The organism is Microbacterium sp. GXF6406 (genome assembly GCF_054798215.1).
Genome location: NZ_JBSJZH010000001.1, coordinates 124,890 through 147,404 on the forward strand (window position 1 = coordinate 124,890; position 22,515 = coordinate 147,404).

Genomic DNA, 22,515 nt, shown 5'->3' on the forward strand with positions numbered 1-22,515 from the left:
GTCAGAATAATGCCGCGGGGACGAAGCCCGGACCATCATCGCCACCGACATGCCAGTCGATCGGGTCGGAGCCCTGGGCGATGAGCATCTCGTCCGTGCGTGAGAACGGGCGCGAACCGAAGAAGCCGCGGCGCGCCGAGAGCGGCGAAGGATGCGCGGAGATGATCGTCGGAGCATCGCCGAGGAGGGGGTGCACAGCAGCGGCGTCCTTGCCCCACAGAATCGCGACGAGCGGCCGGTCCCGCGCGGCGAGCGCACGAATGGCCGCCTCGGTGACCTGCTCCCAGCCTCTGCCGCGATGGGACCCGGCCGCGTTCGGACCGACCGTGAGGACCCGGTTCAGCAGCAGGACGCCCTGCTCGCTCCAGGCCGACAGGTCTCCGTGGGCTGCGGGGCGGATGCCGATGTCGCTCTGGCGTTCGGCGTAGATGTTCTGCAGGCTGCGCGGCAGCGGATGCACATCGCCCTCCGTCGCGAAGGACAGCCCGATCGCATGCCCCGGCGTCGGATACGGGTCCTGCCCGATGATGAGCACGCGGGCCGTCGGCAGCGGTTGCTGAAAGACCCGCAGCACGCGATCATGCCGGGGCAGATAGTCCTCCCCCTCCAGCTGTTCGCCGAGGTCGGCGAGGTCGCCGGCGACCGGGGCCAGAGCTTCGGCCCAGCTCGGATCGATCTGCGCGGTGTCGACGAGCCGCTCGAGCGACCAGTCGGGCATCAGTTCTCGTCGATGTCGCTGCGCACCTGCAGCTCGCCGCGGGCGAGCAGATGCTGCGCGGACTGCGCGACCGGGCGCATCGTGATGAGATCGAGGTTGACGTGTCCGGGCGCGCCCAGGGCATAGCCGATGACGTCGGCGACATCCTCGGCGACGAGGGGCGCTGCGACGCCCGCGTACACCGAGTCGGCCGCGACGGCGTCGCCGCCGAGACGGTTGAGCGTGAACTCCTCGGTGTGGACCATCCCGGGGGCCACCTCGACGACCCGGATCGGTTCGCCGTTGAGCTCCTGACGCAGCGCCTTGATGACCATCGATTGCGCGGCCTTGGCGGCGTTGTACCCGCCGCCGCCGGGGTAGGCCACCTGCGAGGCCGTGGAGGTGACGACCGTGATGTCGGCGTGGCCATCGGATGCCGCGGCACGGCGCAGCTGCGGAAGCAGAGCGGCGATCAGACGCTGCGTCGACAGGACGTTCACGTCGTACATCCACTGCCAGTCGTCGATGCGGCCGTCTTCGACGCGGTCGGTACCGCGCGCGCCGCCGGCGATCTGGACGAGGGCGTGCACCGGCCCCGTGCGCTCCAGCTCGCCGACGAGGGCCGTGATCGCCTCCGGGTCGGTGAGATCGGCGGCGATCACCGATGCCCCGGTCTCCTCGGCGAGGCGTTGCAACCGGTCGGCGCGACGCGCGACGCCGACGACTTCCCACCCGCGGGCCCGGAGATCGCGAACAGTCGCCTCTCCGATCCCCGAACTCGCACCTGTCACCACTGCACGACGTGTCACCATGCCTCCACCGTAGAGCCTTTTCGTCGAACCCTCCGCCGCGGGTGTTACGTCGCGTGTCCGCGGCGTTGTCGGGCGCAGAACGGTTCCGTACGCTCTCATCAACGGCATCCGCCACCAGACCGCTAACGTTCCAGGGGGAACACATGTCCGCACCCGAGACCTGGCGCTTCGAGACCAAGCAGATCCACTCCGGCGCCGCACCCGACCCGGTGACGAAGGCCCGCGCCACACCGATCTACCAGACCACGTCCTACGTGTTCGACAACGCCGACCACGCCGCGAACCTGTTCGCGCTGGCCGAGTTCGGCAACATCTACACCCGCATCCAGAACCCCACCCAGGATGTGCTCGAGCAGCGACTCGCAGCCCTCGAAGGGGGCACCGGCGCCCTCGTCCTCTCCAGCGGCCAGGCGGCATCCACCTTCGCCGTGCTGAACATCGCGCAGGCCGGCGACCACATCGTCTCCTCCAGCTCGATCTACGGCGGCACGTACAACCTCTTCAAGTACACCCTCGCCAAGCTCGGCGTCGAGGTGACATTCGTCGAGAACCAGGACGACCTCGAGGAATGGCGCGCCGCAGTCCGCCCGAACACGAAGCTGTTCTTCGCCGAGACGATCGGCAACCCGCAGATCAACGTTCTCGACATCCGGGGCATCGCCGACATCGCGCACGCCGGCGGCGTCCCCCTCATCGTCGACAACACGATCGCGACGCCCTACCTCATCCGTCCGTTCGAGCACGGCGCCGACATCGTCGTGCACTCCGTGACGAAGTTCCTCGGCGGTCACGGCACGACCATCGGCGGTGCGATCGTCGACGGCGGGACGTTCCCGTGGTCGCAGCACGCCGAGAAGTTCCCCGAGCTCACCCAGCCCGACCCGTCGTACCACGGCGCCGTGTACACGGCCGCGGTCGGCGACGCCCTCGCCTACATCATCAAGGCGCGCGTGCAGCTGCTGCGCGACCTCGGCTCGGCGATCTCGCCGCAGAGCGCCTGGAACCTCATCCAGGGCATCGAGACCCTGTCGCTGCGCATCGAGCGTCACGTGCAGAACGCGCAGCAGATCGCCCAGTGGCTCGAGACGCACCCCGACATCGCCTCCGTGAACTACTCGGGTCTGCCCTCCTCGCCCTGGTACGCGAAGGCCAAGCAGTACGCCCCGCAGGGCGTCGGAGCAGTCCTCTCCTTCGAACTCAAGGGCGGTGTCGAAGCCGGACGCGAGTTCGTCAACAGCCTGTCCCTGTTCAGCCACCTCGCGAACATCGGGGATGTGCGCTCGCTCGTCATCCACCCGGCATCCACGACCCACTCGCAGCTCACGCCCGAGCAGCAGCTGACCGCCGGTGTCACACCGGGGCTCGTGCGACTGTCGGTGGGCCTGGAGAACATCGACGACCTGACGGCAGACCTCGACCAGGCTCTCGCCGCGGCCCGCCGCGTCTCGGAGGCCGCACGCGCCTGAGCGTCGTCCTCGTCACCGCACAAGCCCCTCCCGGTTCGGAACCGGGAGGGGCTTCGCGTAACCTGGCGCCCGACTTCGCCGCAGCAGACCACAATAGAGACATGGACTGGCAGAGCACTTCCGAAGACACCGTGCCGTCGGCGCCGGTGACAGAGGCCGATGCCCGCCTGCTGCGAGCGCGCCCCCCGGCGACCGGGGCCTGGCGCGACGGAGACCCGGCCGGTGACCGCGAGTTCGCAGCGCTCGGCGCCTTCCGCACCGAGAACGGCCAGCACCTGCCCGGCATCCGCCTCGCCTATGAGAGCTGGGGCGAGCTCAACGCCGCCCGCGACAACGCCATTCTGATCCTCCACGCCCTCACCGGAGACAGCCATGTGCGCGGCGACGCCGGCCCCGGGCATCCGACCGCCGGATGGTGGAACGACATCGTCGGCCCCGGCGCGCCCCTCGACACCGACCGCTGGTTCATCATCGCCCCCAACATGCTCGGCGGATGCCAGGGATCGACGGGCCCCGCCAGCATCGCCCCCGACGGCTACGAATGGGCATCCCGCTTCCCGTACGTCACGATCCGAGACCAGGTCGCCGCCCAGGCGCTGCTCGCCGACGAGCTCGGCATCGAGAGCTGGTCGGCCGTGATCGGCGGATCCATGGGCGGAATGCACGCACTCGAGTGGGCCATCACCCATCCCGAGCGCGTGGAGCGTCTCGCCGTGCTCTCCTCTCCCCCGGTCAACACCGCCGACCAGATCGCGCTCAACTCGGTTCAGCTCGAGGCGATCCGCATCGATCCCCGATTCCAGGGCGGCGAGTACTACGACCAGGAGGACGGCGATGGACCGCATCGAGGCCTGGCCCTCGCCCGCCGCATGGCGCTGCTGAACTACCGCAGCCCGATCGAGCTCAATCAGCGATTCCAGCGCTCCTGGCAGTCGGATGTGTCGCCCTTGGGCCAGGGCGGGCGCTTCGCGGTGGAGAGCTACCTCGACTTCCACGGAAACAAGTTCACGAGACGCTTCGACGCGAACAGCTACATCACCGTCGTCGAGGCCATGAACTCCCACGACGTGGGCCGCGGCCGCGGCGGGGTCGAAGAGGCTCTGCAGACGGTGACGGCGAAGACGCTCGTGCTCGGCATCGACTCCGACCGTCTCTTCCCCGTCGATGGGCAGCACCGCATCGCCCGCAGCATCCCGAACACCCTCGACGGCAACGACGCCGTCGTTCTCACGAGCGACTTCGGGCACGACGGGTTCCTCATCGAGACGGACGAGGTCGGCCGGCACCTGCGCCGCCTGCTCGAGAGCTGATTCAGTCGCGCACGTAGCTCCACGGCAAGGACGCGGTGTCGAGGCGATGCCGCCCCTCGCCGCCCTCCGGGTGACCGGCGTCGCCGCCCCAGACGAAGACCCCGTCTCCGACCAGGTGTGTGGCGTAGAGCTCGGGAACGTCCACGCCCCCGAGCACCGTCTCGGCATCGGGCGCCCCGCTGAGCGCGTTCAACGTCACCCAGGTGGGCGGGAACAGCACGATCTCCCCCACCGCATGCGCGGCCAGCGCCGCCTCCGGCGAGAGCCAGCGCGCATCCGCTACCTCGTCCGCCGCGAGAACCTGCTCGCCGTCCGGGGCCGGGGCGAGGAAGAACCAGGTGCGCACGCGCTTGGGCGCCTCGATCGGGGGCACCCAGCAGGAGATCGTCTGCAGCCCATGCGGCCGCACCCCGACCTCCTCCTCGCACTCCCGGGCTGCTGCATTCGCAGCGATGCGGGCCTCATCGTCGCCAGGTCGGGCATCGACCGGCTCGACCACACCACCGGGGAAGACCCAGCCGTTCGCGAACGAACCGCGATCCGGGCGACGGATCAGCAGCACCTCGATGCCGTCCGGCGCATCGCGCACCAGGACGACGGTTCCTCCGACGGGCATCATCGCGCTCATGAGCCCACCCTAGAGCGCGATGTCAGGCGAGTTCGGCGACGCGCCTGATGCTCTCGACCCGGTAGGCGATGAGGGCGATCACGAGTCCGCCGAGAGCAAGAGCCGCTCCGACCCAGGCGGGAGCGGTGAACCCCCAGCCGAGGGCGATCACGGCTCCGCCGAGGAGCGCACCCAGGCTGTTGCCGACGTTGAGCGCGGAGTGGTTCATGGCCGCGGCGATCGACTGGTTGTCACCGGCGACGTCCATCAGACGGGTCTGGATGGCGGGGCTGAGCACCGAGGAGACGAGCCCGACCAGAATCGCGAAGACTCCCAGCAGGATGATGTTCTCCGACACCAGAGCCAGGGCGGCCAGGGCCACCGCGAGGCCTCCGAGTCCGAGCAGCAGCGTCCGGCGCAGGTTGCGGTCGGAGGCGTAGCCGCCGAGCAGGTTCCCGGCCGTCATCCCGAGTCCGACGAGCACGAGCACGATCGGCACGGCCCAGGCCGGAGAGCCGGCGACCTCGGTCACGAGGGGTGCGATGTAGCTGTACACGGCGAAGAACCCGCCGAAGCCGATGGCCCCCATCCCCAGTGTCAGCCACACCTGGCCGACGCGGAAGACGCCGAGCTCGCTGCGCAGCGTGCGCCCGGGCTCCCCCGGGTGAGGCGGCACGAATCGCGCGATGCTGATCGCCGCGATCGCGAAAACGATGGTGACGATGAGGAAGGCGGTGCGCCAGCCCCACTCCTGGCCGAGATAGGTGCCCACGGGCACGCCGACGACGTTCGCGATCGTGAGGCCGGTGAGGATGAACGCGACGCCCTGGGCGCGGCGCCCCGGTCCGAGGACATCCGCCGCGACGAGCGCGCCGATGCCGAAGTAGGCGCCGTGCGGGAGACCCGCCAGGAGCCGCGAGACGCCGACCAGGCCGAATGTCGGCAGTACGACCGTGAGCGCGTTGAAGACCGTCAGCGCGATAGCAAGCCCGAGCATCACGTGATGCCGCGGGAAACGGGCGACGAGGCCCGCGATGGTCGGTGCGCCGATCACGACTCCGAGGGCGTAGAGCGAGACGAGGATGCCGGTGCGCGCGATCGCGTCCTCCGGCGCGCTCACGGACATCTCCGGGAGGAGGTCCTGCGCGATGTCGGGCAGGAGGCCCATGATGACGAATTCGGTCATGCCGATTCCGAAGGAGCCGATGGCGAGAGAGAGGAGCGCCATCATCGCCGCACCCCTCGAAAGAGTCGAGGAGTGGTTCACCCCTCCATGCTACTGGTCATCGGATGTTTCGATCGCCCGTTCGAGGCGCTCGAGCTTGCCGTCGATCTCCCCGGTGCGCCCCGGCCGGATATCGGCCTTCAACACGAGGGAGACGCGCGACCCGAAAGGCATGACCGCCTCGGTGGCCCGCTTGACGACATCCATCACGGTGTCCCAATCGGGCCCCTCGACCTCGGTGAACATGCTCGTCGTGCGGTGCGCGAGACCGGAGTCCCGGACGACCTTCACCGCAGCCGCGACGGCGTCGTGCACGGATCCATCGGTGTCGCCGGTGCCACTGGGTGCGACGGAGAATGCGATGAGCATGGGAGGCCTTTCGTCAGGGGGCGGTACGGATGTTGCCGGTCGGCACGCGCAGCAGGGCGCGCAGCGCGACGACGAGCAGGAGGATGAGCGTGAGGTTGCGGGCCGTCAGCACCAGCACCGGCAGGAGCTCCGCCCGCAACAGCGCATCGTAGGTGAGCGGGTAGACGAGGCAGGTCAGCGCGCACAGGAGCAGCACCAGAAGCGCGGGCGTCACGGCGCGCGCCCGATCGAACAGGATCCAGAGGATCACCGGGGCGATGAGCCAGGTCTGGAACTGGGGCGAGCCGACCTTGTTGGCCACGATCAGCGTCACCACGAGCGCGAGCGCGAGCGGCGGCATGAGCCGCGGGAACCGAGCTCCCCGCATCGCTTTCAGCGCACCGAGCGCCGTCAGCGCCAGCACCACGACGACCATGATCGGCGTGAGAGCTGCCGACACGCCATCCGCCCCCGGTGCGACGATCTGGAACGTCAGGATCTCGAAGCTGTACTCGATGGATGCTGCGCCGAAGAGCGCCGCCCACAGGAACCCGGTTGCGGCGACGGCTTCGACCTGCAGGCCGCGTCCGGTCTGCTCTGTGAGGAAGCCCAGCAGACGCCCCTCCGCACCGAGAAGCAGCAGCATGACGACGACTCCCGCGGTGACGGCCACCGCGGACAGCAGCATCCGCATGCGCGTGCGGGCGGTGATGATCGCCGCGAGGACGAGCGCCCCCGGCCAGATCTTGATCCAGGCGCCGACCGTGAGCAGCGCCGTGGCCACGGCGGGCCGGCGCACCAGCCAGCATCCGCCGATGACCGCCAGCGGCACCGTGACGGCATCGATGCGGTACATCGCGATCGGCCCCAGCAGCAGGATCGCGACGGTCCAGAACCATCCCGCGGCACGGCGGGAGGCGGCACCGCCGCGGGCGAGGAGAACGGCGAAACCCAGCGCGTCGAGCAACGTGACGAGAATGGCCCAGCCGATGAGATACGCCGCAGCGGGTCCGACCAGGCCGGTCAGCGGCCATGCGAACAGCTGGGTGAGCATCATCGGCGCGAGCGCCAGCTGCGGGTACACCCACGACTCGGTGACGCCGACGACCCCCTCACCGCTCAGCGCGGCGCGCGACCACGGTTCGTAGACGAGGTGGACATCGCCCATGGGCTGACTCGGATACACCCAGCCGAGCCATGCCACGAGCACATGCACGGTGAGGAAGGCCGCCCACAGGGCCAGGAGACGAAGTTTCACGGCAGCAGCTCCGCGATGGCATGAGGCAGAGCCGCAGCGACATCGAGGGCGACGATCGGATGCCCCGTCGCACCGTCCTGGGAGCCGGAGGCGATGCGCGCCGCGGCGCCGTGCAGCCACGCGCCCGTCGCCGCGACCTCGGCGGTGGCGGCATCCGGATTCGCGGCGAGAACTGCGCCGATCACCCCGGCGAGAACATCCCCCGTGCCGGCGGTCGCCAGCCATCCGGTGCCGGGGTCCAGGCCGATCACCCGCCCCTCGGGATCCGCCACGAGCGTGCGCGCCCCCTTCAGCAGCACGGTGCCGCCGAGGGCGCGGGCGGTCTCCGCCGCATCCGCCGCGCGGTCAGCGCCCGGCGCAGACAGCCCGAGCGCATGTCGCAGGCGCGCATGCTCGCCCGCATGGGGTGTCACGATTAGCGGCGCGGATGCACCGATCGCGAGGTCGATCGCTCCGGCGTCCACGACGATCGGAGTCCGACCGCCGAGGAGCCCGCGCAGCGCGTCCGATTCCGCGGAGCTGCGGGTGGCGGCATCCGTACCCGACCCGATCACCCAGCAATCGACGCGCGGCGATGACGAAGGATCCGTCGCCACGGTCTCCGGGCGGCGCGCAATCACCGCATCCGCGACGCGTCGGCCGCCGACGAAGCGCACATAGCCCGCTCCAGCGCGCCACGCCGCTTCCACCCCCAGCACGGCCGCCCCGGGGTAGGCGTCCGACCCGGTGCGGACTCCGACGACGCCGCGCGAGAACTTGTCGTCGTCGCCGGTCGGAACGCGCAGCAGCCGACGGCTGTCCGAAGCGGCCCACTCCTGCACGAATGTCATCGTCCCACGGTAGCGGTCCCCAACGCCCCGCACGACGACGGCCCGGCACCCCTTCCGGGTGTCGGGCCGTCGGTCATGCTCGCAGGAGGCGCGTCACTTGATCGTGACGATGACCGCTCCTTCTTCCTTGGTGTCGTGCAGCAGCTCACCGGCGTCATCGACCTGGATGAGGCCGACCTCCGCCTCGGACTCGTCACCGGGCACGTAGGCGAAGTTGGTCGCCTGGGCGAACGACTGGCCGGGCGCGACGAGGAACGGCGCGTCGAAGCCGACCTGCTTGCCGTCATCCGACAGGCCGAGGGCCTCGTAGCCGGCCGACGAGGTGAAGCTGGGCTGTCCGCCGAGGTACGCCCACGAGGTCGAGGCGATCTGCGGGCTTCCCAGGCTGATCGAAAGCGGGATCTCCTCGTCCGTCGTGTTCGTGAACACGAAGTTCACATACACGACCTCGCTGCCGGCGGGCAGGAGGTTCTCCTCGGTCTCGGCGTCGACCATCAGGCTGTTCTTGTCGGTCACGCCGGTTCCGACCTGATAGACGTCTACGTGCCAGCTGTCGGTGTCGATCGCACCGATCTTCTCGCCGACATCGAGCGAGCCCTCGCCCCACTCGGGCATGGCGCCGGCCTCGACGTCGGCCGTGTCCTCGGCGGTCTCTTCGGCCTCGGCGGTCTCCTCCACGACGGGCTGGGGAGCGGTCTCTTCGGCTTCTGAAGCCGAGCACGCGGTGAGTCCGAGCGCGAGCACAGCGGAGGCGGCGATCAACGCAGGGGTGCGGAAGGTGAATGTCACGGTGCAATCTCCGGTCTGAGCAGATCGTGTGTTCGATCCGCTCGAGAAAAAAAGCATAGGTGCTCTCAGCGGTTACGCACGCACGCCCGCTCCTGCGCAGTCGGGATACGGTCGAGAGGTGAGTCTTCTCTTCTCTCCTCTGACCATCCGCTCGGTGACCATCCCGAACCGTCTGTGGGTCTCCCCCATGTGCATGTACAGCGCCGGCAGCGACGGCGTCGTCCAGTCCTGGCACAGCACCCACCTGTCGCAGTTCGCCGATGGCGGCGCGGGACTCATCGTCGCCGAGGCGACCGCGGTCGTCCCCGAAGGGCGCATCACCCCGCGCGATGCCGGCCTGTGGACGGACGAGCAGGCCGATGCCTGGACACCGGTCATCCGTTCGGTGCACGAGCGCGGCGGACTGATCGGTGTGCAGCTCGCCCATGCAGGGCGCAAGGCCTCGACGTGGTGGCCGTGGTCCGATGCGCAGGGTTCCGTTCCCGACGGCGACGGCGGCTGGCGCACCGTCGCCCCCTCGGCGATCGCCTTCGAGGGGCTGGCCGAGCCGAGGGCCATGGATGCCGCGGACATCCGCACGCTCGTCGAGGCGTTCCGCACGGCGACAGTGCGCGCGCTGCGCGCCGGCTTCGACATGATCGAGATCCACGGTGCGCACGGGTATCTGCTGCACGAGTTCCTCTCGCCGCTGTCGAATCAGCGCACGGACGACTACGGCGGGTCTCTCGAGAACCGGGCACGGCTGCTGCTGCAGATCGTGCGCGCGGTGCGCGAGACGGTCGGCGACGGCATTCCGGTCTTCGTGCGCATCTCCGCCACCGACCATGCCGAAGGCGGATTCACAACGGACGAAGCGACGATCGTCAGCACGTGGGCCCGCGAGCACGGAGCCGACCTCATCGATGTCTCCAGCGGCGGGCTCGTCGCGCACCAGCGCATCGATGTGCACCCCGGCTACCAGGTGCCCCTCGCGACCGCCGTCCGTCAGGGCGGGGCCGTTCCGGTGTCCGCCGTGGGCCTGATCACGGACGCGTCGCAGGCCGAACAGATCCTCGCCGATGGTTCCGCCGACGCGATCTTCCTCGGACGCGAATGGTTGCGCGACCCGCACTTCGGGCTGCGAGCAGCGCACAGGCTCGGCGCGGATGTGCGCTGGCCCGCGCAGTATCTGCGCGCCGTCTGGCGCTGATGGTGATGCCCGGCCCTGCCGGGCCGGGCACCACCGGATGATTCAGCGGCCGCGCACGCGTCGCGTGGCGTCCTGCACCTCTCCGATCAGCTCCTCGAGGATGTCCTCCAGGAACAGCACCGCGGTCGTGTTTCCCTGCGCATCGCGCACCTTCGCCAGGTGCCGGCCGGCACGGCGCATGACCGCCAGCGCATCCTCGAGATCCGTGTCCTCCTGGACCGGAGCCATATGGTGGATGCGCTTGGCCGGGATCGGCGCCGCGGCCTTCGCCTCGGCGTCCTCACCCGCCGATGCCCGCAGAACATCCTTCAGGTGCACGTATCCCTGGGGCGCTCCTTCATCATCGACGATGACATACCGGGAGAACCCGTAGCGCGCCACCGCCCGCTCGATGTCATCCGGCGTCGACGACTGCGGAAGCGTGACGAGGTCGCCCAGCGCCACGGCCACATCCCGCGCCTTCTTGTCGGTGAACTCGACGGCCTTCGCGACCGCTCCCGAAGTGTCGGTGAGCACGCCCTCACGACGCGACTGGTCGACGATCGTCGCGACCTCATCGATCGTGAAGGTCGACGCGGCCTCGTTCTTCGGCTCCACGCGGAACAGGCGCAGCACGCCGTTCGCGATCGCATTGAGCACCCAGATCACCGGCATGAACACCTTCGACACCCACACCAGCGGCGGCGCGAGGATCAGCACGGCCCGGTCGGGAACCGAGAAGGCGAGGTTCTTCGGAACCATCTCGCCGAACACGACGTGCAGGTACGACACCAGCAGGAGGGCGATGATGAATGCAACCAGATCGACGACGCCCGGCGTCCAGCCGAAGGCCTCCATCGGCACCGCGAGGAGATGGTGCAGCGCAGGCTCGGAGACGTTCAGGATCAGCAGCGAGCAGATCGTGATGCCCAGCTGCGAGGTCGCCAGCATGAGAGTGGCGTGCTCCATCGCGTAAAGCGCGGTCTTCGCCGCACGGGATCCCTCTTCGGCACGCGGCTCGATCTGCGAGCGTCGCGCCGAGATGACGGCGAACTCCGCGCCCACGAAGAAGGCGTTCGCGACGAGGAGGATCACCAGCCAGACGATTCCAGCCCAGTCGTTCATCGCTGCACCTCCTCGTTCGCGGCGTCGACCGGCACCGGGGTGTACCGGATCCGGTCCACTCGGCGCCCGTCCATGCGGATCACCTGCAGCACGCCGGAATCCAGCGACACCTCATCGCCCGCCGACGGCACGCGTTCGAGGACGCTCATCATGTAGCCGCCCACCGTGTCGTACACCTCTCCGGCCGGAACCCGTACACCGGTGCGATTCTGCAGCTCATCCGGACGCAGCTCGCCCGGGAACGTGATCGAATCCTGTCCGCGCACGACTCCGGCACGGCTGCGGTCGTGCTCGTCCGAGACCTCGCCGACGATCTCCTCCACGAGATCCTCCAGCGTGACGATTCCCGCCGTTCCGCCGTACTCATCGACGACGATCGCGAGCTGGTAGCCCTTCGCGCGCAGCTCGGAGATCAGCACATCGAGGTGCAGGGTCTCCGGCACGCGCAGCGGCTCGGTTGCCAGCGCACCGACCGGCACATCCGCACGCCGCTCGCGGGGGACGGAGACCGCCGCCTTCAGATGGACGACGCCCGTGATGTCGTCGAGATCCTCGTCGTAGACGGGGAAACGGCTCAGACCGGTTCGGCGGGCCAACTGGATGACGTCCTCCGCGGAGTCCCCCGCGGCGATCGCCTGCATGCTCGGCCGCGGCGTCATGACATCATCGGCCGACAACCGGGCGAATGTCAGACTGCGATCGAGCAGGCTCGCGGTATCCGCCTCGAGCACCCCGGCGCTGGCCGAACGGCGCACGAGGGAGGACAGCTCCTCGGCGGTGCGCGCCCCGGACAGCTCTTCCTTCGGCTCGATGCCCACCGAGCGCAGCACGCCGTTGGCGCTGCCGTTGAGCAGGATGATCGCCGGCTTGAACAGCGCTGTGAAACCCACCTGGAACGGCACGACGAGCTTCGCCGTCTGACGCGGCAGCGCGAGGGCGAAGTTCTTGGGCACCAGCTCGCCGAGGATCATCGACAGAACCGTCGCGATCACCATCGCGACGACGGTCGAGATCGGGGCGACGGCCGCCTCGGCGATCCCCCACGAGGTCAAGACGGGGCGCAGCAGGTTCGACAGCGCCGGCTCCATCGTGTAACCGGTCAGCAGGGTCGTCAGCGTGATTCCCAGCTGGGCGGATGACAGGTGCGTCGACGTGTGCCGCAGCGCGCCGATCGTGAGCGCCAGCCGTGATTCGCCGCGGGCCTGACGGGCTTCGAGTTCGGCACGATCCAGATTCACCAGTGCGAATTCGCTGGCGACGAACAGGCCGGTGCCGACTGTGAGGAGCAGCCCCACGCCCAACATGACGTAATCCATCATCGGCGGCCCTCCTCGGAGTGGCAGCGCGGGCAGTGGGGCGAGGTACTACTACTGGGAGGGTCGTCCATGGTGCTCCGATTCTACAGAAACACAACCGTGCACTGTTTGGTTTCTGCTGGGAGTCCGGGACTTCGGGACACGTTAGGCTATATGCAGGACGTGCGACCCGGGACCTTCCGCGGACGCACGCGGACAAAATTCAGCGATGAAAGAGGCGATATCGCGTGGCTAACCAGGTGGCCGGCGTCGGGGGTTCGGACGACGGAGATTTCGGAGCCAATTCGTGGCTCGTCGACGAGCTCTACGAGCAGTTCAAGGTCGACCGCAACGCGGTCGACAAGGAGTGGTGGCCGATCCTGGAGAGCTACAAGCCGGATGCCGCATCGACCGGCGCCGCAGCCGCTCCCACGACGAACACCGCCGGCACGGATCACCCGGTGACCGCACCGATCCCGGTGATCGGCTCGCAGCCCGTCGCGCGCACGACCGCGAAGCCCGCAGCCTCCGCCCCGATTCCGGCACAGGCGCCCAAGCCCGCCGCGAAGGCGAAGGAGGCCGAGCAGAAGGACGCCGTCGAAGACGTCGTGACGACGCTGCGCGGCCTGACCAAGACCCTGGCCGCGAACATGGATCAGTCCCTGACGATCCCCACGGCCACGAGCGTGCGCACGATCCCGGCGAAGCTGATGATCGACAACCGCATCGTCATCAACAACCACATGGCACGTTCCCGCGGCGGCAAGATCAGCTTCACCCACCTCATCGGCTGGGCCTTGATCCAGACGCTGAAGGAGTTCCCGAGCCAGAACGTCTCCTATGCGGAGATCGACGGCAAGCCCTCGGTCATCGCCCCGGCGCACGTCAACCTCGGCATCGCGATCGACCTCCCCAAGCCCGATGGCACGCGCGCGCTCATGGTGCCCAGCATCAAGCGCGCCGAGACGCTGTCGTTCAGCGAGTACCTCGCCGCGTACGAAGACCTCGTCACGCGCGCCCGCAACAATAAGCTGACCGCGGCCGACCACGCCGGCGCGACCGTCTCCCTAACGAACCCCGGCGGAATCGGCACGGTCCACTCGGTCCCTCGCCTGATGAAGGGGCAGGGCTGCATCATCGGCGCCGGTGCCCTCGAGTACCCCGCGGAGTTCCAGGGCGCGAGCGCGAAGACGCTCGCCGAACTGGCCATCGGCAAGACCATCACCCTCACGAGCACCTACGACCACCGCGTCATCCAGGGCGCGGGATCGGGCGAGTTCCTCAAGAAGGTCCACGAGCTGCTCATCGGCCAGCGCGGCTTCTACGACGACATCTTCGCGGCTCTGCGCATCCCCTACGCGCCCATCCGCTGGAACCCCGACATCGCGGTCGACCTCGCCGAGCGCGTCGACAAGCAGTCCCGCGTGCAGGAGCTCATCAACTCCTACCGTGTGCGCGGTCACCTCATGGCCGACATCGACCCGCTCGAGTACGTGCAGCGCTCGCACCCCGACCTGGAGATCGAGAGCCACGGCCTGACGTTCTGGGACCTCGACCGCGAATTCGTCACGGGCGGCTTCGGCGGCAAGCGCGTCATGAAGCTGCGCGACATCCTCGGCGTGCTGCGCGACTCGTACTGCCGCACGCTCGGCATCGAGTACATGCACATCCAGGACCCCGAGCAGCGCCGGTGGTTCCAGGACAAGATCGAGGTCAAGTACCAGAAGCCCGGCCACGCCGAGCAGCTGCGCGTGCTGCGCAAGCTCAACGAGGCCGAGGCGTTCGAAACCTTCCTGCAGACGAAGTTCGTCGGCCAGAAGCGCTTCTCCCTCGAGGGCGGCGAGTCGCTGATCCCGCTGCTGGACGAGATCCTCTCCGGCGCGGCCACGGCGGGCCTCGACGGCGCGGCGATCGGCATGGCCCACCGCGGCCGTCTGAACGTGCTCACCAACATCGCCGGCAAGACCTACGGACAGGTCTTCCGCGAGTTCGAGGGCATCCAGACCCCCGGCAACCAGCGCGGCTCCGGCGACGTCAAGTACCACCTCGGCACCGAGGGCACCTTCGTCGGAGACGACAGCTCCGAGCTGCCCGTCTACCTTGCGGCGAACCCCTCGCACCTCGAGACCGTCGACGGCGTTCTCGAGGGCATCGTGCGCGCCAAGCAGGACCGCAAGCCCATCGGCACCTTCTCGTGGCTGCCCGTGCTCGTGCACGGCGACGCAGCATTCGCGGGCCAGGGCGTGGTCGTCGAGACCTTGCAGATGGCGCAGCTGCGCGGTTACCGCACCGGTGGCACGATCCACGTGGTCGTCAACAACCAGGTCGGATTCACCACGACCCCGACCGATGCCCGCACCTCGGTCTACGCGACGGATGTCGCCAAGACCACGCAGGCGCCGATCTTCCACGTGAACGGCGACGACCCCGAGTCCGTCATCCACGTCGCCCAGCTCGCCTTCGAGTACCGCGAGCGCTTCCACCGCGATGTCGTGATCGACCTCGTCTGCTACCGCCGCCGCGGACACAACGAGGGCGATGACCCGTCGATGACGCAGCCGCTGATGACCGACCTCATCCAGGCGAAGCGCTCGGTGCGCAAGCTCTACACCGAGGCCCTGGTGGGCCGCGGCGACATCACCGAAGAGGAGTACGAGGAGGCCAAGAACGACTTCCAGCAGCGCCTGGAGATCGCCTTCGCCGAGACGCACGCGGCCGAGACCGGTGCAACGCCGATCGCTCCCGAGCTCTCGCCGGTCGATGATGTCGTCGGCGAGCCCGAGGTCACCGGCATCTCCACCGAGGTCGTCAAGCTCATCGGCGAGGCCTTCGCCAACAAGCCCGAGGGCTTCACGGTGCACCCGAAGATCCAGCAGCTGCTCGACAAGCGCGTCGAGATGACGCGCTCGGGCAACATCGACTGGGGCTTCGGCGAGCTGCTCGCATTCGGCTCGCTGCTGACCGAGGGCACCCCGGTGCGTCTGGCGGGTCAGGACTCGCGTCGCGGTACCTTCGTGCAGCGCCACGCCGTCATGCACGACCGTGAGAACGGGCAGGAATGGCTGCCGCTGTCGAACCTCTCCGAGACGCAGGGCCGCTTCTTCGTCTACGACTCGCTGCTCAGCGAGTACGCCGCGATGGCGTACGAGTACGGCTACTCGGTCGAGGCGCCCGAGGCCCTCGTGCTGTGGGAAGCTCAGTTCGGCGACTTCGCCAACACCGCACAGGCCGTCATCGACGAGTACATCTCGTCGGCCGAGCAGAAGTGGGGTCAGCAGTCGGGCGTCGTCCTGCTGCTGCCGCACGGCTACGAGGGCCAGGGCCCCGACCACTCCTCCGCCCGCATCGAGCGATTCCTGCAGCTGTGCGCACAGGAGAACATGATCGTCGCGCGCCCGTCGACGCCGGCTTCGCACTTCCACCTGCTGCGTCGTCAGGCCTATGCCCGCCCGCGCAAGCCCCTGGTCGTGTTCACGCCGAAGGCGATGCTGCGTCTGCGCGGTGCGACCAGCCAGGTCGAGGACTTCACGAGCGGCCGCTTCGAGCCGGTTCTCGATGACGACCGCGCGATCGACCGCAATGCGGTCAAGCGCGTGCTGGTGCACTCGGGCAAGATCCACTGGGATCTGCGCAGCGAGCTCGACAAGAAGCCGAACGACGCGATCGCCCTGGTCCGCCTCGAGCAGCTGTACCCGACGCCGTTGGAGGCGCTGAAGGCGATCACCGACACGTACCCCAACGCCGAGCTGGTCTGGGTTCAGGACGAGCCCGAGAACCAGGGCGCCTGGCCGTTCCTGGCTCTGGAGTTCGCGAAGGTCCGCGAACGCGGCTTCCGCGTCATCTCCCGCGCCGCCTCGGCGTCGCCGGCGACCGGATCCTCCAAGGTGCACGCCGTCGAGCAGGCAGAGCTGCTCAAGCGCGCGCTGACGCTGGATTGACCATCGCCGCCCCACGCGTCACGGTCGTCGTGAACCCGACGGCGCGGGGTGGCACCGCCGGCCGCGCAGCCGTTCGAGCAATCGAACGTCTGCGCGGCCGCGGTGCGTCCGTGGCCATCGACGGCGGCAGATCGCTCGATGACACCCGTCGGGCACTTGCCGCGGCTCGTTCCGATCGCCCGGAGGCCGTCGTCGCCATCGGTGGCGACGGGACCCTCCGCCTCGCCGTCGAAGCGCTCCACGGCTCCGGTATCGCGCTGACCCTCATCCCCGTCGGCACCGGCAACGATTTCGCCGCATCGCTCGGGCTCCCCCGCGACCCGGAGGCCGCTGCCGATCTCGTCTTCGACGGCGACCTGCGCATGATCGATGTCGGCCGCGTCCGCCGCGATGACGGCTCAGTGTCGCTCTTCGGAACGATATTCGCGAGCGGGTTCGATTCGAAGGTCAACGAGCGGGCGAATCGGATGCGGCGGCTTCAGGGGCGAGCCCGGTACAACGCGGCGATCCTCATCGAATTCATCCGCCTCGCACCGGTCCCCTTCGCCCTGTCCTGGGTCGATGCCGACGGCGTCGCCGGTTCCTCCGAAGGCCGCCTGCTGCTAACGGCGATCGCGAATACGACGACCTACGGCGGCGGTGTTCCGATCGCCCCCGACGCCGATCCCGGCGATGGCCTGCTCGATCTGGTGTTCGTGCGGCCCGCTTCGCGGCTGCGTCTCGTGCGCATTCTCGCGCGGGCGTTCTCCGGCCGGCATCTGGCCTTTCCCGAGGTCCTCGTCCAGCGGGTGCGCGAGGTTCGCCTCAGCTCGCCCGGTCTCACCGGTTACGCCGACGGCGACCCCATGGGTCCGCTGCCGATGACGGTCGATCTCCTCCCCGGAGCCCTCGGCATCCGTGTTCCTCAGGCCGGGTGAGTCGGCCCGGGTGAGTCGGCCCGGACCGATCAGTACCAGATGCTGAGGACGGGAGCCTCGATGGCCCGGAACGCATCGTCGAGAGAAGCCGCGATCTCGAGCGGGGCGTCCAGACGGCCCGCGGCCCTCAGCTGCGTCGCCGTCACTCCTCCGGCGTAGATCGCGGACAGCGAGCCGATGTCGATGAGGCCGTCCGGCTCGGCATCAGGAGCGGGCTCCGCCGTCGCGACACCGTCCGACACCACGATCCGCCATGTTCCGGCCCCGAAGCCCAGGGGGTCGTTCACACGCAGGACGACGTCGAGGGGCGCGCGGTACGAACGCGCGGCCAGGGCCGCCGGAACATCGAGGATGCGGAGCCAGCCGTGGTCGTGCGCCGTGATCACGATGCCGCGTCGGTCGCGGACGAGCCACGGCAGCGGGTCGTCGAGCGGCCGCAGATCTGCGGTGATCTCGGTGACGAGATCGTGCTGGAGCGCAAAGCCCCAGAGTCCTCGGCGCGCCTCCGGCGTCGTCGCGATCAGATGGGTGATCGCCATGCGGTAGCGGAAAGCGCCCGGGATCTCCTCCAGCTTGTACGACATGACGCCGCGCATGACACCGGCCTCGTCGCGGAAGGCGATGCCGCGCACGGCCGACGCGGTGGGATCGCCGGGGTTGAGTCCGGCCTGTTGCTCCCAGCGGCGCTCCCACCCGGCGACCTGGCCGCTCCTGTGCCGCCGCACCGCCTGGTGGAGCACCGCCAGCTGCTGCTTCAACTCGTGCTTGTCGAGGTATTCGAGGCGTCCGAGGGGATCACCGCCGGCCCAGCCCGCACGGCGCGTATCGATGCGGAAGTGCGCGACCGGGATCGCCGAGGCGAAGCCGTATCGTCCGTAGATGGTGGCCTCGCTGACGGTGAGTCCGGCCATCGCGAAACCGGCCGATGCCGCAGCGCGCAGTTCTCCTTCGAGGAGGTTGCGCGCGATCCCCCGTCGCCGATGCGTTCCCGCGACCGTCACTGAGCTGATCGCCCACATCTCGATCTCACCACCGGGAACCGTCAGCGGCGTCTCCCAGGCGTTGACCGTGGCGACGGGGAAGTCGCCCTGCTGGGCGCCCTTCTCGAACACTCCGACGTTGCGCCGGTCGCGCAGATGCGGTCGATCGGCGATGATCTGCTCATCCGTCGGCTCCCGATCGAGGAAACCGCGCGCATCGGCGCGCAGGAACGCCTCGGTATCGGCATCCGAGGCCGTGTCGATGAGACGGTATGTCAGCTCCTGCTCGGCGAGGCGCTCGAAGCTGGTCGGGTCGACGGGAACATCACGTGCGTCGGTCATCGCCCCAGCCTAGAGGCGAAAAGGGGGCTGTGTCAGTGCGCCGTCGCCGAACGCAGACGCGCGAGCACCTGATCGCGCAGTTCTTCGGGTGCGCTCTCCTTACAGGCGCGGGCGACGACCTCGGTGAGGGTCGTGGCCACGAGAGCCTCCTCCTGGCACTCCGGGCAGCTGTCGATGTGCTCTTTGAGCACGGAGTGCTGGGTCTTGCAGACCTCGTTGCGCAGATACTCTTCGAGGTCCTGTCGGGCCTTCTCGCAGCCGCAATCGCTCATTTCTTGCTCCTTGTAGCGGCCGTGGCGATTCCTCGCTCAGCGGCATAGTCAGCCAGCAGCTCCCGCAGCATCCGTCTGCCACGGTGCAGGCGGCTCATCACGGTGCCGATGGGGGTCTTCATGATGTCGGCGATCTCCTGGTACGCGAATCCCTCCACGTCGGCCAGGTAGACGGCCAGTCGGAAGTCCTCGGGGACCTCCTGCAGCGCATCCTTGACGACGGATGCCGGCATCCGATCGATCGCCTCCGCCTCGGCGGAACGGCCGTGCGACGCCGTCGTGGACTCGGCACCGCCCATCTGCCAGTCCTCGAGCTCGTCGATCGTGCCCTGGAAGGGCTCCCGCTGCTTCTTGCGATAGATGTTGATGTACGTATTGGTGAGGATGCGGTAGAGCCACGCCTTCAGGTTGGTGCCCTGCGTGAAGGACGCCCAGGACGCGAAGGCCTTGACGAAGGTCTCCTGAACGAGATCCGCCGCATCGGCGGGGTTCCTCGTCATGCGCATGGCCGCCGCATAGAGCTGATCCATGAAGGGGATCGCCTGGTCCTCGAACTCACGTCGAGCATCACCGCGCGCGGTGTCTGCGTGTGTCGTCTCATCCATCACGGGCCAGTCTAGGCCGAGGAGCTCCTCGAACCCGGTCTCCAGCGTCGCGACCACAGGCTCTCCCTTCTTTCGGCGCTTTCGAGGGCATTCACTAAGGTGGAACCGATGAGCGACATTCGGTATTCCCCCTCCCCTGCCCGGGGCGCCTATGCCGCGCCCGAAGCGAGCGGCGCCCTGAGCGCGACGGTGACCATCCCCGGGTCGAAGTCGCTCACGAACCGCGAACTCATGATCGCCGCGATCGCCGACGGCCCCGGTCGCCTCGTCGCGCCGCTGCACTCCGACGACTCCGCCCGCATGGTCGATGCCCTGCGCGCGCTCGGCGTCGGCATCGAGGAGGTCGAGGGAACGGGTGAGTTCGGCCCCGATCTGCTCGTCACCCCTGCCCGTTTGCAGGGAGGCGCGACCATCGACTGCGGCCAGGCGGGCACCGTCATGCGCTTCATCGCTCCCCTCGCCGGACTCGCCGCCGAGGACGTGCACATCACCGCGCACGAGAACGCCCTGCACCGCCCGATGGGCGCCATGATCACCGCGCTGCGCGACCTCGGAGTCGACATCGACGACGAGGGCACCTGGTCCCTGCCCTTCACGGTCCGCGGTCGCGGCCGTATCCGCGGCGGCCGCGTCGAGATCGATGCCTCGACCTCGAGCCAGTTCGTCTCGGGTCTGCTGCTGGCCGCTCCGAAGTTCGATGTGGGCCTGCACCTCGTGCACACCGGGGAGCGCCTCCCGAGCCTCCCCCACATCGACATGACGATCGAATCGCTCAGCCGCCGCGGCATCCGCATCGAGCGTCCCGCGACCGGCGAATGGCTCGTCGAGGCAGGGGTTCCGCGCGCGAAGGAGATCGCGATCGAACCCGATCTCTCCAACGCCGCCCCGTTCCTGGCCGCGGCGCTGGTGACCGGTGGCGAGGTCTCGGTGACCGGATGGCCATTGCACTCGACCCAGCCCGGCGCGCTGCTGCCGGAGATCCTTCAGGCCATGGGTGCGCACGTCAGCCGCCACAGCGGCATCATGACGGTGCGGGCGGGCGAGAGCATCCGAGGACTGGACATCGACCTCTCTGCGGCGAGCGAGCTCTCCCCGACGATCGTCGGGCTCGCCGCCTTCGCCGACGCCCCCACGACCATCCGCGGCATCGGTCACATCCGCCTGCATGAGACCGACCGCATCGCCGCGCTCATCGCGAACCTCACCGCCCTCGGCGGCGAGGTCGAAGAGCTGCCCGACGGCGTGCGCATCATCCCCCGTCCTCTGCACGGGGGCGCCTGGCACGCCTACCATGATCACCGCATGGCCACCACCGGCGCGCTGATCGGCCTGCGCACGGCCGGCGTCGTGATCGACGACATCGGCACGACGGCCAAGACGCTGCCCGAATTCGTGCTCCTCTGGGAGCGGATGCTGGGAGGCACCACCGCGTGAGCTGGCTCGATCCGAACGGCGACCTCGAGGACGACTTCGAGGATTTCGACGAGAGCAGCATCCGTTCGCGCCCCAATCCCAAGGCGAATCGTCCGCGCACGAAGCGCCGTCCCGCGCATGGTGACGCCCTCATCGGCCGCGTGCTCGGGGTCGACCGCGGCCGCTATTCGGTCATGCTGGATGAGGGCACGGCAGATGAGCGCACGATCACGACCACGCGCGCACGAGAGCTCCGCCGCACCCCGATCGTGACCGGCGATCGGGCCCGCGTCGTCGGCGACACCTCGGGCACCGAGGGCACGCTCGCGCGCATCGTCGGCATCGTCGAGCGCACCTCGCTGCTGCGCCGCAGCGCCGATGACACCGACCTCGTGGAGCGGGTGATCGTCGCCAACGCCGATCAGATGCTCATCGTCGTGGCATCCGCCGATCCCGAGCCGCGCCCGCGGCTGGTCGACCGCTATCTCGTCGCCGCCCTGGATGCCGGGATCCGCCCTCTCCTCGTGGTCACCAAGACCGACCTCGCCGATCCCGCACCCTTCCTCGCCCATTTCGAGGGTCTCGATCTGCGGGTCTTCACCAGTGCGCAGGAGGAGATGCCCGTCGACGAGATCGGAGCGGCGCTGATCGGCCACTCGACCGTCTTCGTCGGGCACTCCGGTGTCGGCAAGTCCACCCTGGTCAACGCGCTCGTGCCGACAGCCGGACGCGCGACCGGTCACGTGAACCAGGTGACGGGGCGCGGACGCCACACCTCCTCATCGACCGTGTCGTTGCGCTACGAAGACTCTGACGGCGCGACCGGCTGGGTCATCGACACCCCCGGCGTCCGCTCGTTCGGGCTCGGGCATGTGGACCCCTCGAACATCCTCGCCTCGTTCACCGAGCTCGCCGAGATCGCCGAGCGCTGCCCCCGCGGATGCACGCACCTCGTCGATGCGAGCGACTGCGCGCTCGTCGAAGCCGCCGCGGACGGCGAGCTCAACCCGGCCGAGCTCGCGCGGCTCGACTCCCTGCAGCGGCTGCTGCAGACCTTCGCCGACAAGGCCGAGCAGAGCCAGGGGTCGTCTTCGGGTCGTTGACGCCCGTGGGTCGAT

General features: G+C 68.9%; 20 protein-coding genes. 7 read left to right on the forward strand and 13 right to left on the reverse strand.

Annotation, left to right across the window (positions count from 1 at the left end):
- Nucleotide 1: 1 nt before the first annotated feature.
- Together ACWAUG_RS00610 and ACWAUG_RS00615 are read right to left on the reverse strand one after the other, a co-directional pair.
- The gene (locus ACWAUG_RS00610) at nt 2–718 is read right to left on the reverse strand and encodes a uracil-DNA glycosylase (RefSeq protein ID WP_460800518.1); all 717 of its coding nucleotides are present in this window, start codon (nt 716–718) and stop codon (nt 2–4) included.
- Nucleotides 718–1,509: an SDR family oxidoreductase gene (locus tag ACWAUG_RS00615; RefSeq protein WP_460800520.1), complete on the reverse strand. Its 792-nt coding sequence runs from the start codon at nt 1,507–1,509 to the stop codon at nt 718–720. The genes ACWAUG_RS00610 and ACWAUG_RS00615 overlap by 1 nt, the downstream gene beginning before the upstream one ends.
- 143 nt (nt 1,510–1,652) lie before the next feature.
- On the opposite strand from ACWAUG_RS00615, the gene ACWAUG_RS00620 reads away from it, so the two are divergent.
- Nucleotides 1,653–2,975, forward strand: a complete 1,323-nt coding sequence (locus tag ACWAUG_RS00620) for a bifunctional o-acetylhomoserine/o-acetylserine sulfhydrylase (RefSeq protein ID WP_460800521.1) — start codon at nt 1,653–1,655, stop codon at nt 2,973–2,975.
- A 101-nt stretch (nt 2,976–3,076) separates the two neighbouring features.
- A complete protein-coding gene (gene metX / locus ACWAUG_RS00625; protein WP_460800523.1) occupies nt 3,077–4,285 on the forward strand; it encodes a homoserine O-acetyltransferase MetX in 1,209 nt (402 codons plus the stop codon).
- A 1-nt stretch (nt 4,286) separates the two neighbouring features.
- Here metX and ACWAUG_RS00630 read toward each other — a convergent pair whose 3' ends face one another.
- The 6 genes from ACWAUG_RS00630 to ACWAUG_RS00655 form a co-directional block, all read right to left on the reverse strand.
- Nucleotides 4,287–4,913, reverse strand: a complete 627-nt coding sequence (locus tag ACWAUG_RS00630; protein ID WP_460800525.1) for an NUDIX hydrolase — start codon at nt 4,911–4,913, stop codon at nt 4,287–4,289.
- A gap of 22 nt (nt 4,914–4,935) precedes the next feature.
- Entirely contained in the window at nt 4,936–6,123 is a 1,188-nt protein-coding gene (locus ACWAUG_RS00635) for an MFS transporter (RefSeq protein ID WP_460800705.1), read from the reverse strand.
- Between the two features lie 45 nt (nt 6,124–6,168).
- Nucleotides 6,169–6,486, reverse strand: coding sequence for a thiamine-binding protein (locus tag ACWAUG_RS00640; RefSeq protein WP_298037807.1), 318 nt, complete (start codon nt 6,484–6,486; stop codon nt 6,169–6,171).
- A 13-nt stretch (nt 6,487–6,499) separates the two neighbouring features.
- Nucleotides 6,500–7,723, reverse strand: a complete 1,224-nt coding sequence (locus tag ACWAUG_RS00645; RefSeq protein ID WP_460800527.1) for a hypothetical protein — start codon at nt 7,721–7,723, stop codon at nt 6,500–6,502.
- Complete coding sequence (locus tag ACWAUG_RS00650) at nt 7,720–8,553, reverse strand: ADP-dependent NAD(P)H-hydrate dehydratase (RefSeq protein ID WP_298037803.1); 834 nt, start codon at nt 8,551–8,553, stop codon at nt 7,720–7,722. Before ACWAUG_RS00650 ends, ACWAUG_RS00645 begins: the two co-directional genes overlap by 4 nt.
- Before the next feature lie 93 nt (nt 8,554–8,646).
- Nucleotides 8,647–9,342: a hypothetical protein gene (locus tag ACWAUG_RS00655; RefSeq protein ID WP_298037800.1), complete on the reverse strand. Its 696-nt coding sequence runs from the start codon at nt 9,340–9,342 to the stop codon at nt 8,647–8,649.
- A 118-nt stretch (nt 9,343–9,460) separates the two neighbouring features.
- Between ACWAUG_RS00655 and ACWAUG_RS00660 the strand changes: the two genes are divergently transcribed.
- Entirely contained in the window at nt 9,461–10,531 is a 1,071-nt protein-coding gene (locus ACWAUG_RS00660; protein WP_298037798.1) for an NADH:flavin oxidoreductase/NADH oxidase, read from the forward strand.
- Between the two features lie 42 nt (nt 10,532–10,573).
- Here ACWAUG_RS00660 and ACWAUG_RS00665 read toward each other — a convergent pair whose 3' ends face one another.
- Nucleotides 10,574–11,635: a hemolysin family protein gene (locus ACWAUG_RS00665; RefSeq protein ID WP_298037797.1), complete on the reverse strand. Its 1,062-nt coding sequence runs from the start codon at nt 11,633–11,635 to the stop codon at nt 10,574–10,576.
- A complete protein-coding gene (locus ACWAUG_RS00670; protein WP_460800707.1) occupies nt 11,632–12,951 on the reverse strand; it encodes a hemolysin family protein in 1,320 nt (439 codons plus the stop codon). Before ACWAUG_RS00670 ends, ACWAUG_RS00665 begins: the two co-directional genes overlap by 4 nt.
- A gap of 227 nt (nt 12,952–13,178) precedes the next feature.
- On the opposite strand from ACWAUG_RS00670, the gene ACWAUG_RS00675 reads away from it, so the two are divergent.
- Both ACWAUG_RS00675 and ACWAUG_RS00680 read left to right on the forward strand, forming a co-directional pair.
- Complete coding sequence (locus ACWAUG_RS00675; RefSeq protein ID WP_298037794.1) at nt 13,179–16,868, forward strand: multifunctional oxoglutarate decarboxylase/oxoglutarate dehydrogenase thiamine pyrophosphate-binding subunit/dihydrolipoyllysine-residue succinyltransferase subunit; 3,690 nt, start codon at nt 13,179–13,181, stop codon at nt 16,866–16,868.
- On the forward strand, nt 16,865–17,785 hold the full coding sequence (locus ACWAUG_RS00680; protein WP_298037792.1) for a diacylglycerol kinase family protein: 921 nt from the start codon (nt 16,865–16,867) through the stop codon (nt 17,783–17,785). The genes ACWAUG_RS00675 and ACWAUG_RS00680 overlap by 4 nt, the downstream gene beginning before the upstream one ends.
- A gap of 29 nt (nt 17,786–17,814) precedes the next feature.
- Here the strand turns inward: ACWAUG_RS00680 and ACWAUG_RS00685 are convergent, their stop codons facing one another.
- Genes ACWAUG_RS00685 through ACWAUG_RS00695 form a run of 3 tightly spaced genes read right to left on the reverse strand, consistent with a single transcriptional unit; the run spans nt 17,815 to nt 19,984 of the window.
- Complete coding sequence (locus tag ACWAUG_RS00685) at nt 17,815–19,107, reverse strand: GNAT family N-acetyltransferase (RefSeq protein ID WP_298037791.1); 1,293 nt, start codon at nt 19,105–19,107, stop codon at nt 17,815–17,817.
- A gap of 32 nt (nt 19,108–19,139) precedes the next feature.
- A complete protein-coding gene (locus tag ACWAUG_RS00690) occupies nt 19,140–19,379 on the reverse strand; it encodes a zf-HC2 domain-containing protein (protein WP_298037788.1) in 240 nt (79 codons plus the stop codon).
- Nucleotides 19,376–19,984: a sigma-70 family RNA polymerase sigma factor gene (locus ACWAUG_RS00695; RefSeq protein WP_460800531.1), complete on the reverse strand. Its 609-nt coding sequence runs from the start codon at nt 19,982–19,984 to the stop codon at nt 19,376–19,378. Before ACWAUG_RS00695 ends, ACWAUG_RS00690 begins: the two co-directional genes overlap by 4 nt.
- A 108-nt stretch (nt 19,985–20,092) precedes the next feature.
- Here ACWAUG_RS00695 and aroA point away from each other — a divergent pair, with 108 nt between their 5' ends.
- Nucleotides 20,093–21,418, forward strand: a complete 1,326-nt coding sequence (gene aroA, locus ACWAUG_RS00700; protein ID WP_460800533.1) for a 3-phosphoshikimate 1-carboxyvinyltransferase — start codon at nt 20,093–20,095, stop codon at nt 21,416–21,418.
- Nucleotides 21,415–22,500: a ribosome small subunit-dependent GTPase A gene (gene rsgA / locus ACWAUG_RS00705; RefSeq protein WP_298037782.1), complete on the forward strand. Its 1,086-nt coding sequence runs from the start codon at nt 21,415–21,417 to the stop codon at nt 22,498–22,500. The genes aroA and rsgA overlap by 4 nt, the downstream gene beginning before the upstream one ends.
- Nucleotides 22,501–22,515: the final 15 nt, after the last annotated feature.

Coding starts and splice junctions, on each gene's coding strand:
- ACWAUG_RS00695 (WP_460800531.1), bottom strand. CDS start 19,984: ATGGATGAGACGACACACGCAGACACCGCGCGCGGTGATGCTCGACGT.
- ACWAUG_RS00610 (WP_460800518.1), bottom strand. CDS start 718: ATGCCCGACTGGTCGCTCGAGCGGCTCGTCGACACCGCGCAGATCGAT.
- metX (WP_460800523.1), top strand. CDS start 3,077: ATGGACTGGCAGAGCACTTCCGAAGACACCGTGCCGTCGGCGCCGGTG.
- ACWAUG_RS00685 (WP_298037791.1), bottom strand. CDS start 19,107: ATGACCGACGCACGTGATGTTCCCGTCGACCCGACCAGCTTCGAGCGC.
- aroA (WP_460800533.1), top strand. CDS start 20,093: ATGAGCGACATTCGGTATTCCCCCTCCCCTGCCCGGGGCGCCTATGCC.
- ACWAUG_RS00690 (WP_298037788.1), bottom strand. CDS start 19,379: ATGAGCGATTGCGGCTGCGAGAAGGCCCGACAGGACCTCGAAGAGTAT.
- ACWAUG_RS00630 (WP_460800525.1), bottom strand. CDS start 4,913: ATGAGCGCGATGATGCCCGTCGGAGGAACCGTCGTCCTGGTGCGCGAT.
- ACWAUG_RS00670 (WP_460800707.1), bottom strand. CDS start 12,951: ATGGATTACGTCATGTTGGGCGTGGGGCTGCTCCTCACAGTCGGCACC.
- ACWAUG_RS00620 (WP_460800521.1), top strand. CDS start 1,653: ATGTCCGCACCCGAGACCTGGCGCTTCGAGACCAAGCAGATCCACTCC.
- ACWAUG_RS00665 (WP_298037797.1), bottom strand. CDS start 11,635: ATGAACGACTGGGCTGGAATCGTCTGGCTGGTGATCCTCCTCGTCGCG.
- ACWAUG_RS00640 (WP_298037807.1), bottom strand. CDS start 6,486: ATGCTCATCGCATTCTCCGTCGCACCCAGTGGCACCGGCGACACCGAT.
- ACWAUG_RS00615 (WP_460800520.1), bottom strand. CDS start 1,509: ATGGTGACACGTCGTGCAGTGGTGACAGGTGCGAGTTCGGGGATCGGA.
- ACWAUG_RS00635 (WP_460800705.1), bottom strand. CDS start 6,123: ATGATGGCGCTCCTCTCTCTCGCCATCGGCTCCTTCGGAATCGGCATG.
- ACWAUG_RS00650 (WP_298037803.1), bottom strand. CDS start 8,553: ATGACATTCGTGCAGGAGTGGGCCGCTTCGGACAGCCGTCGGCTGCTG.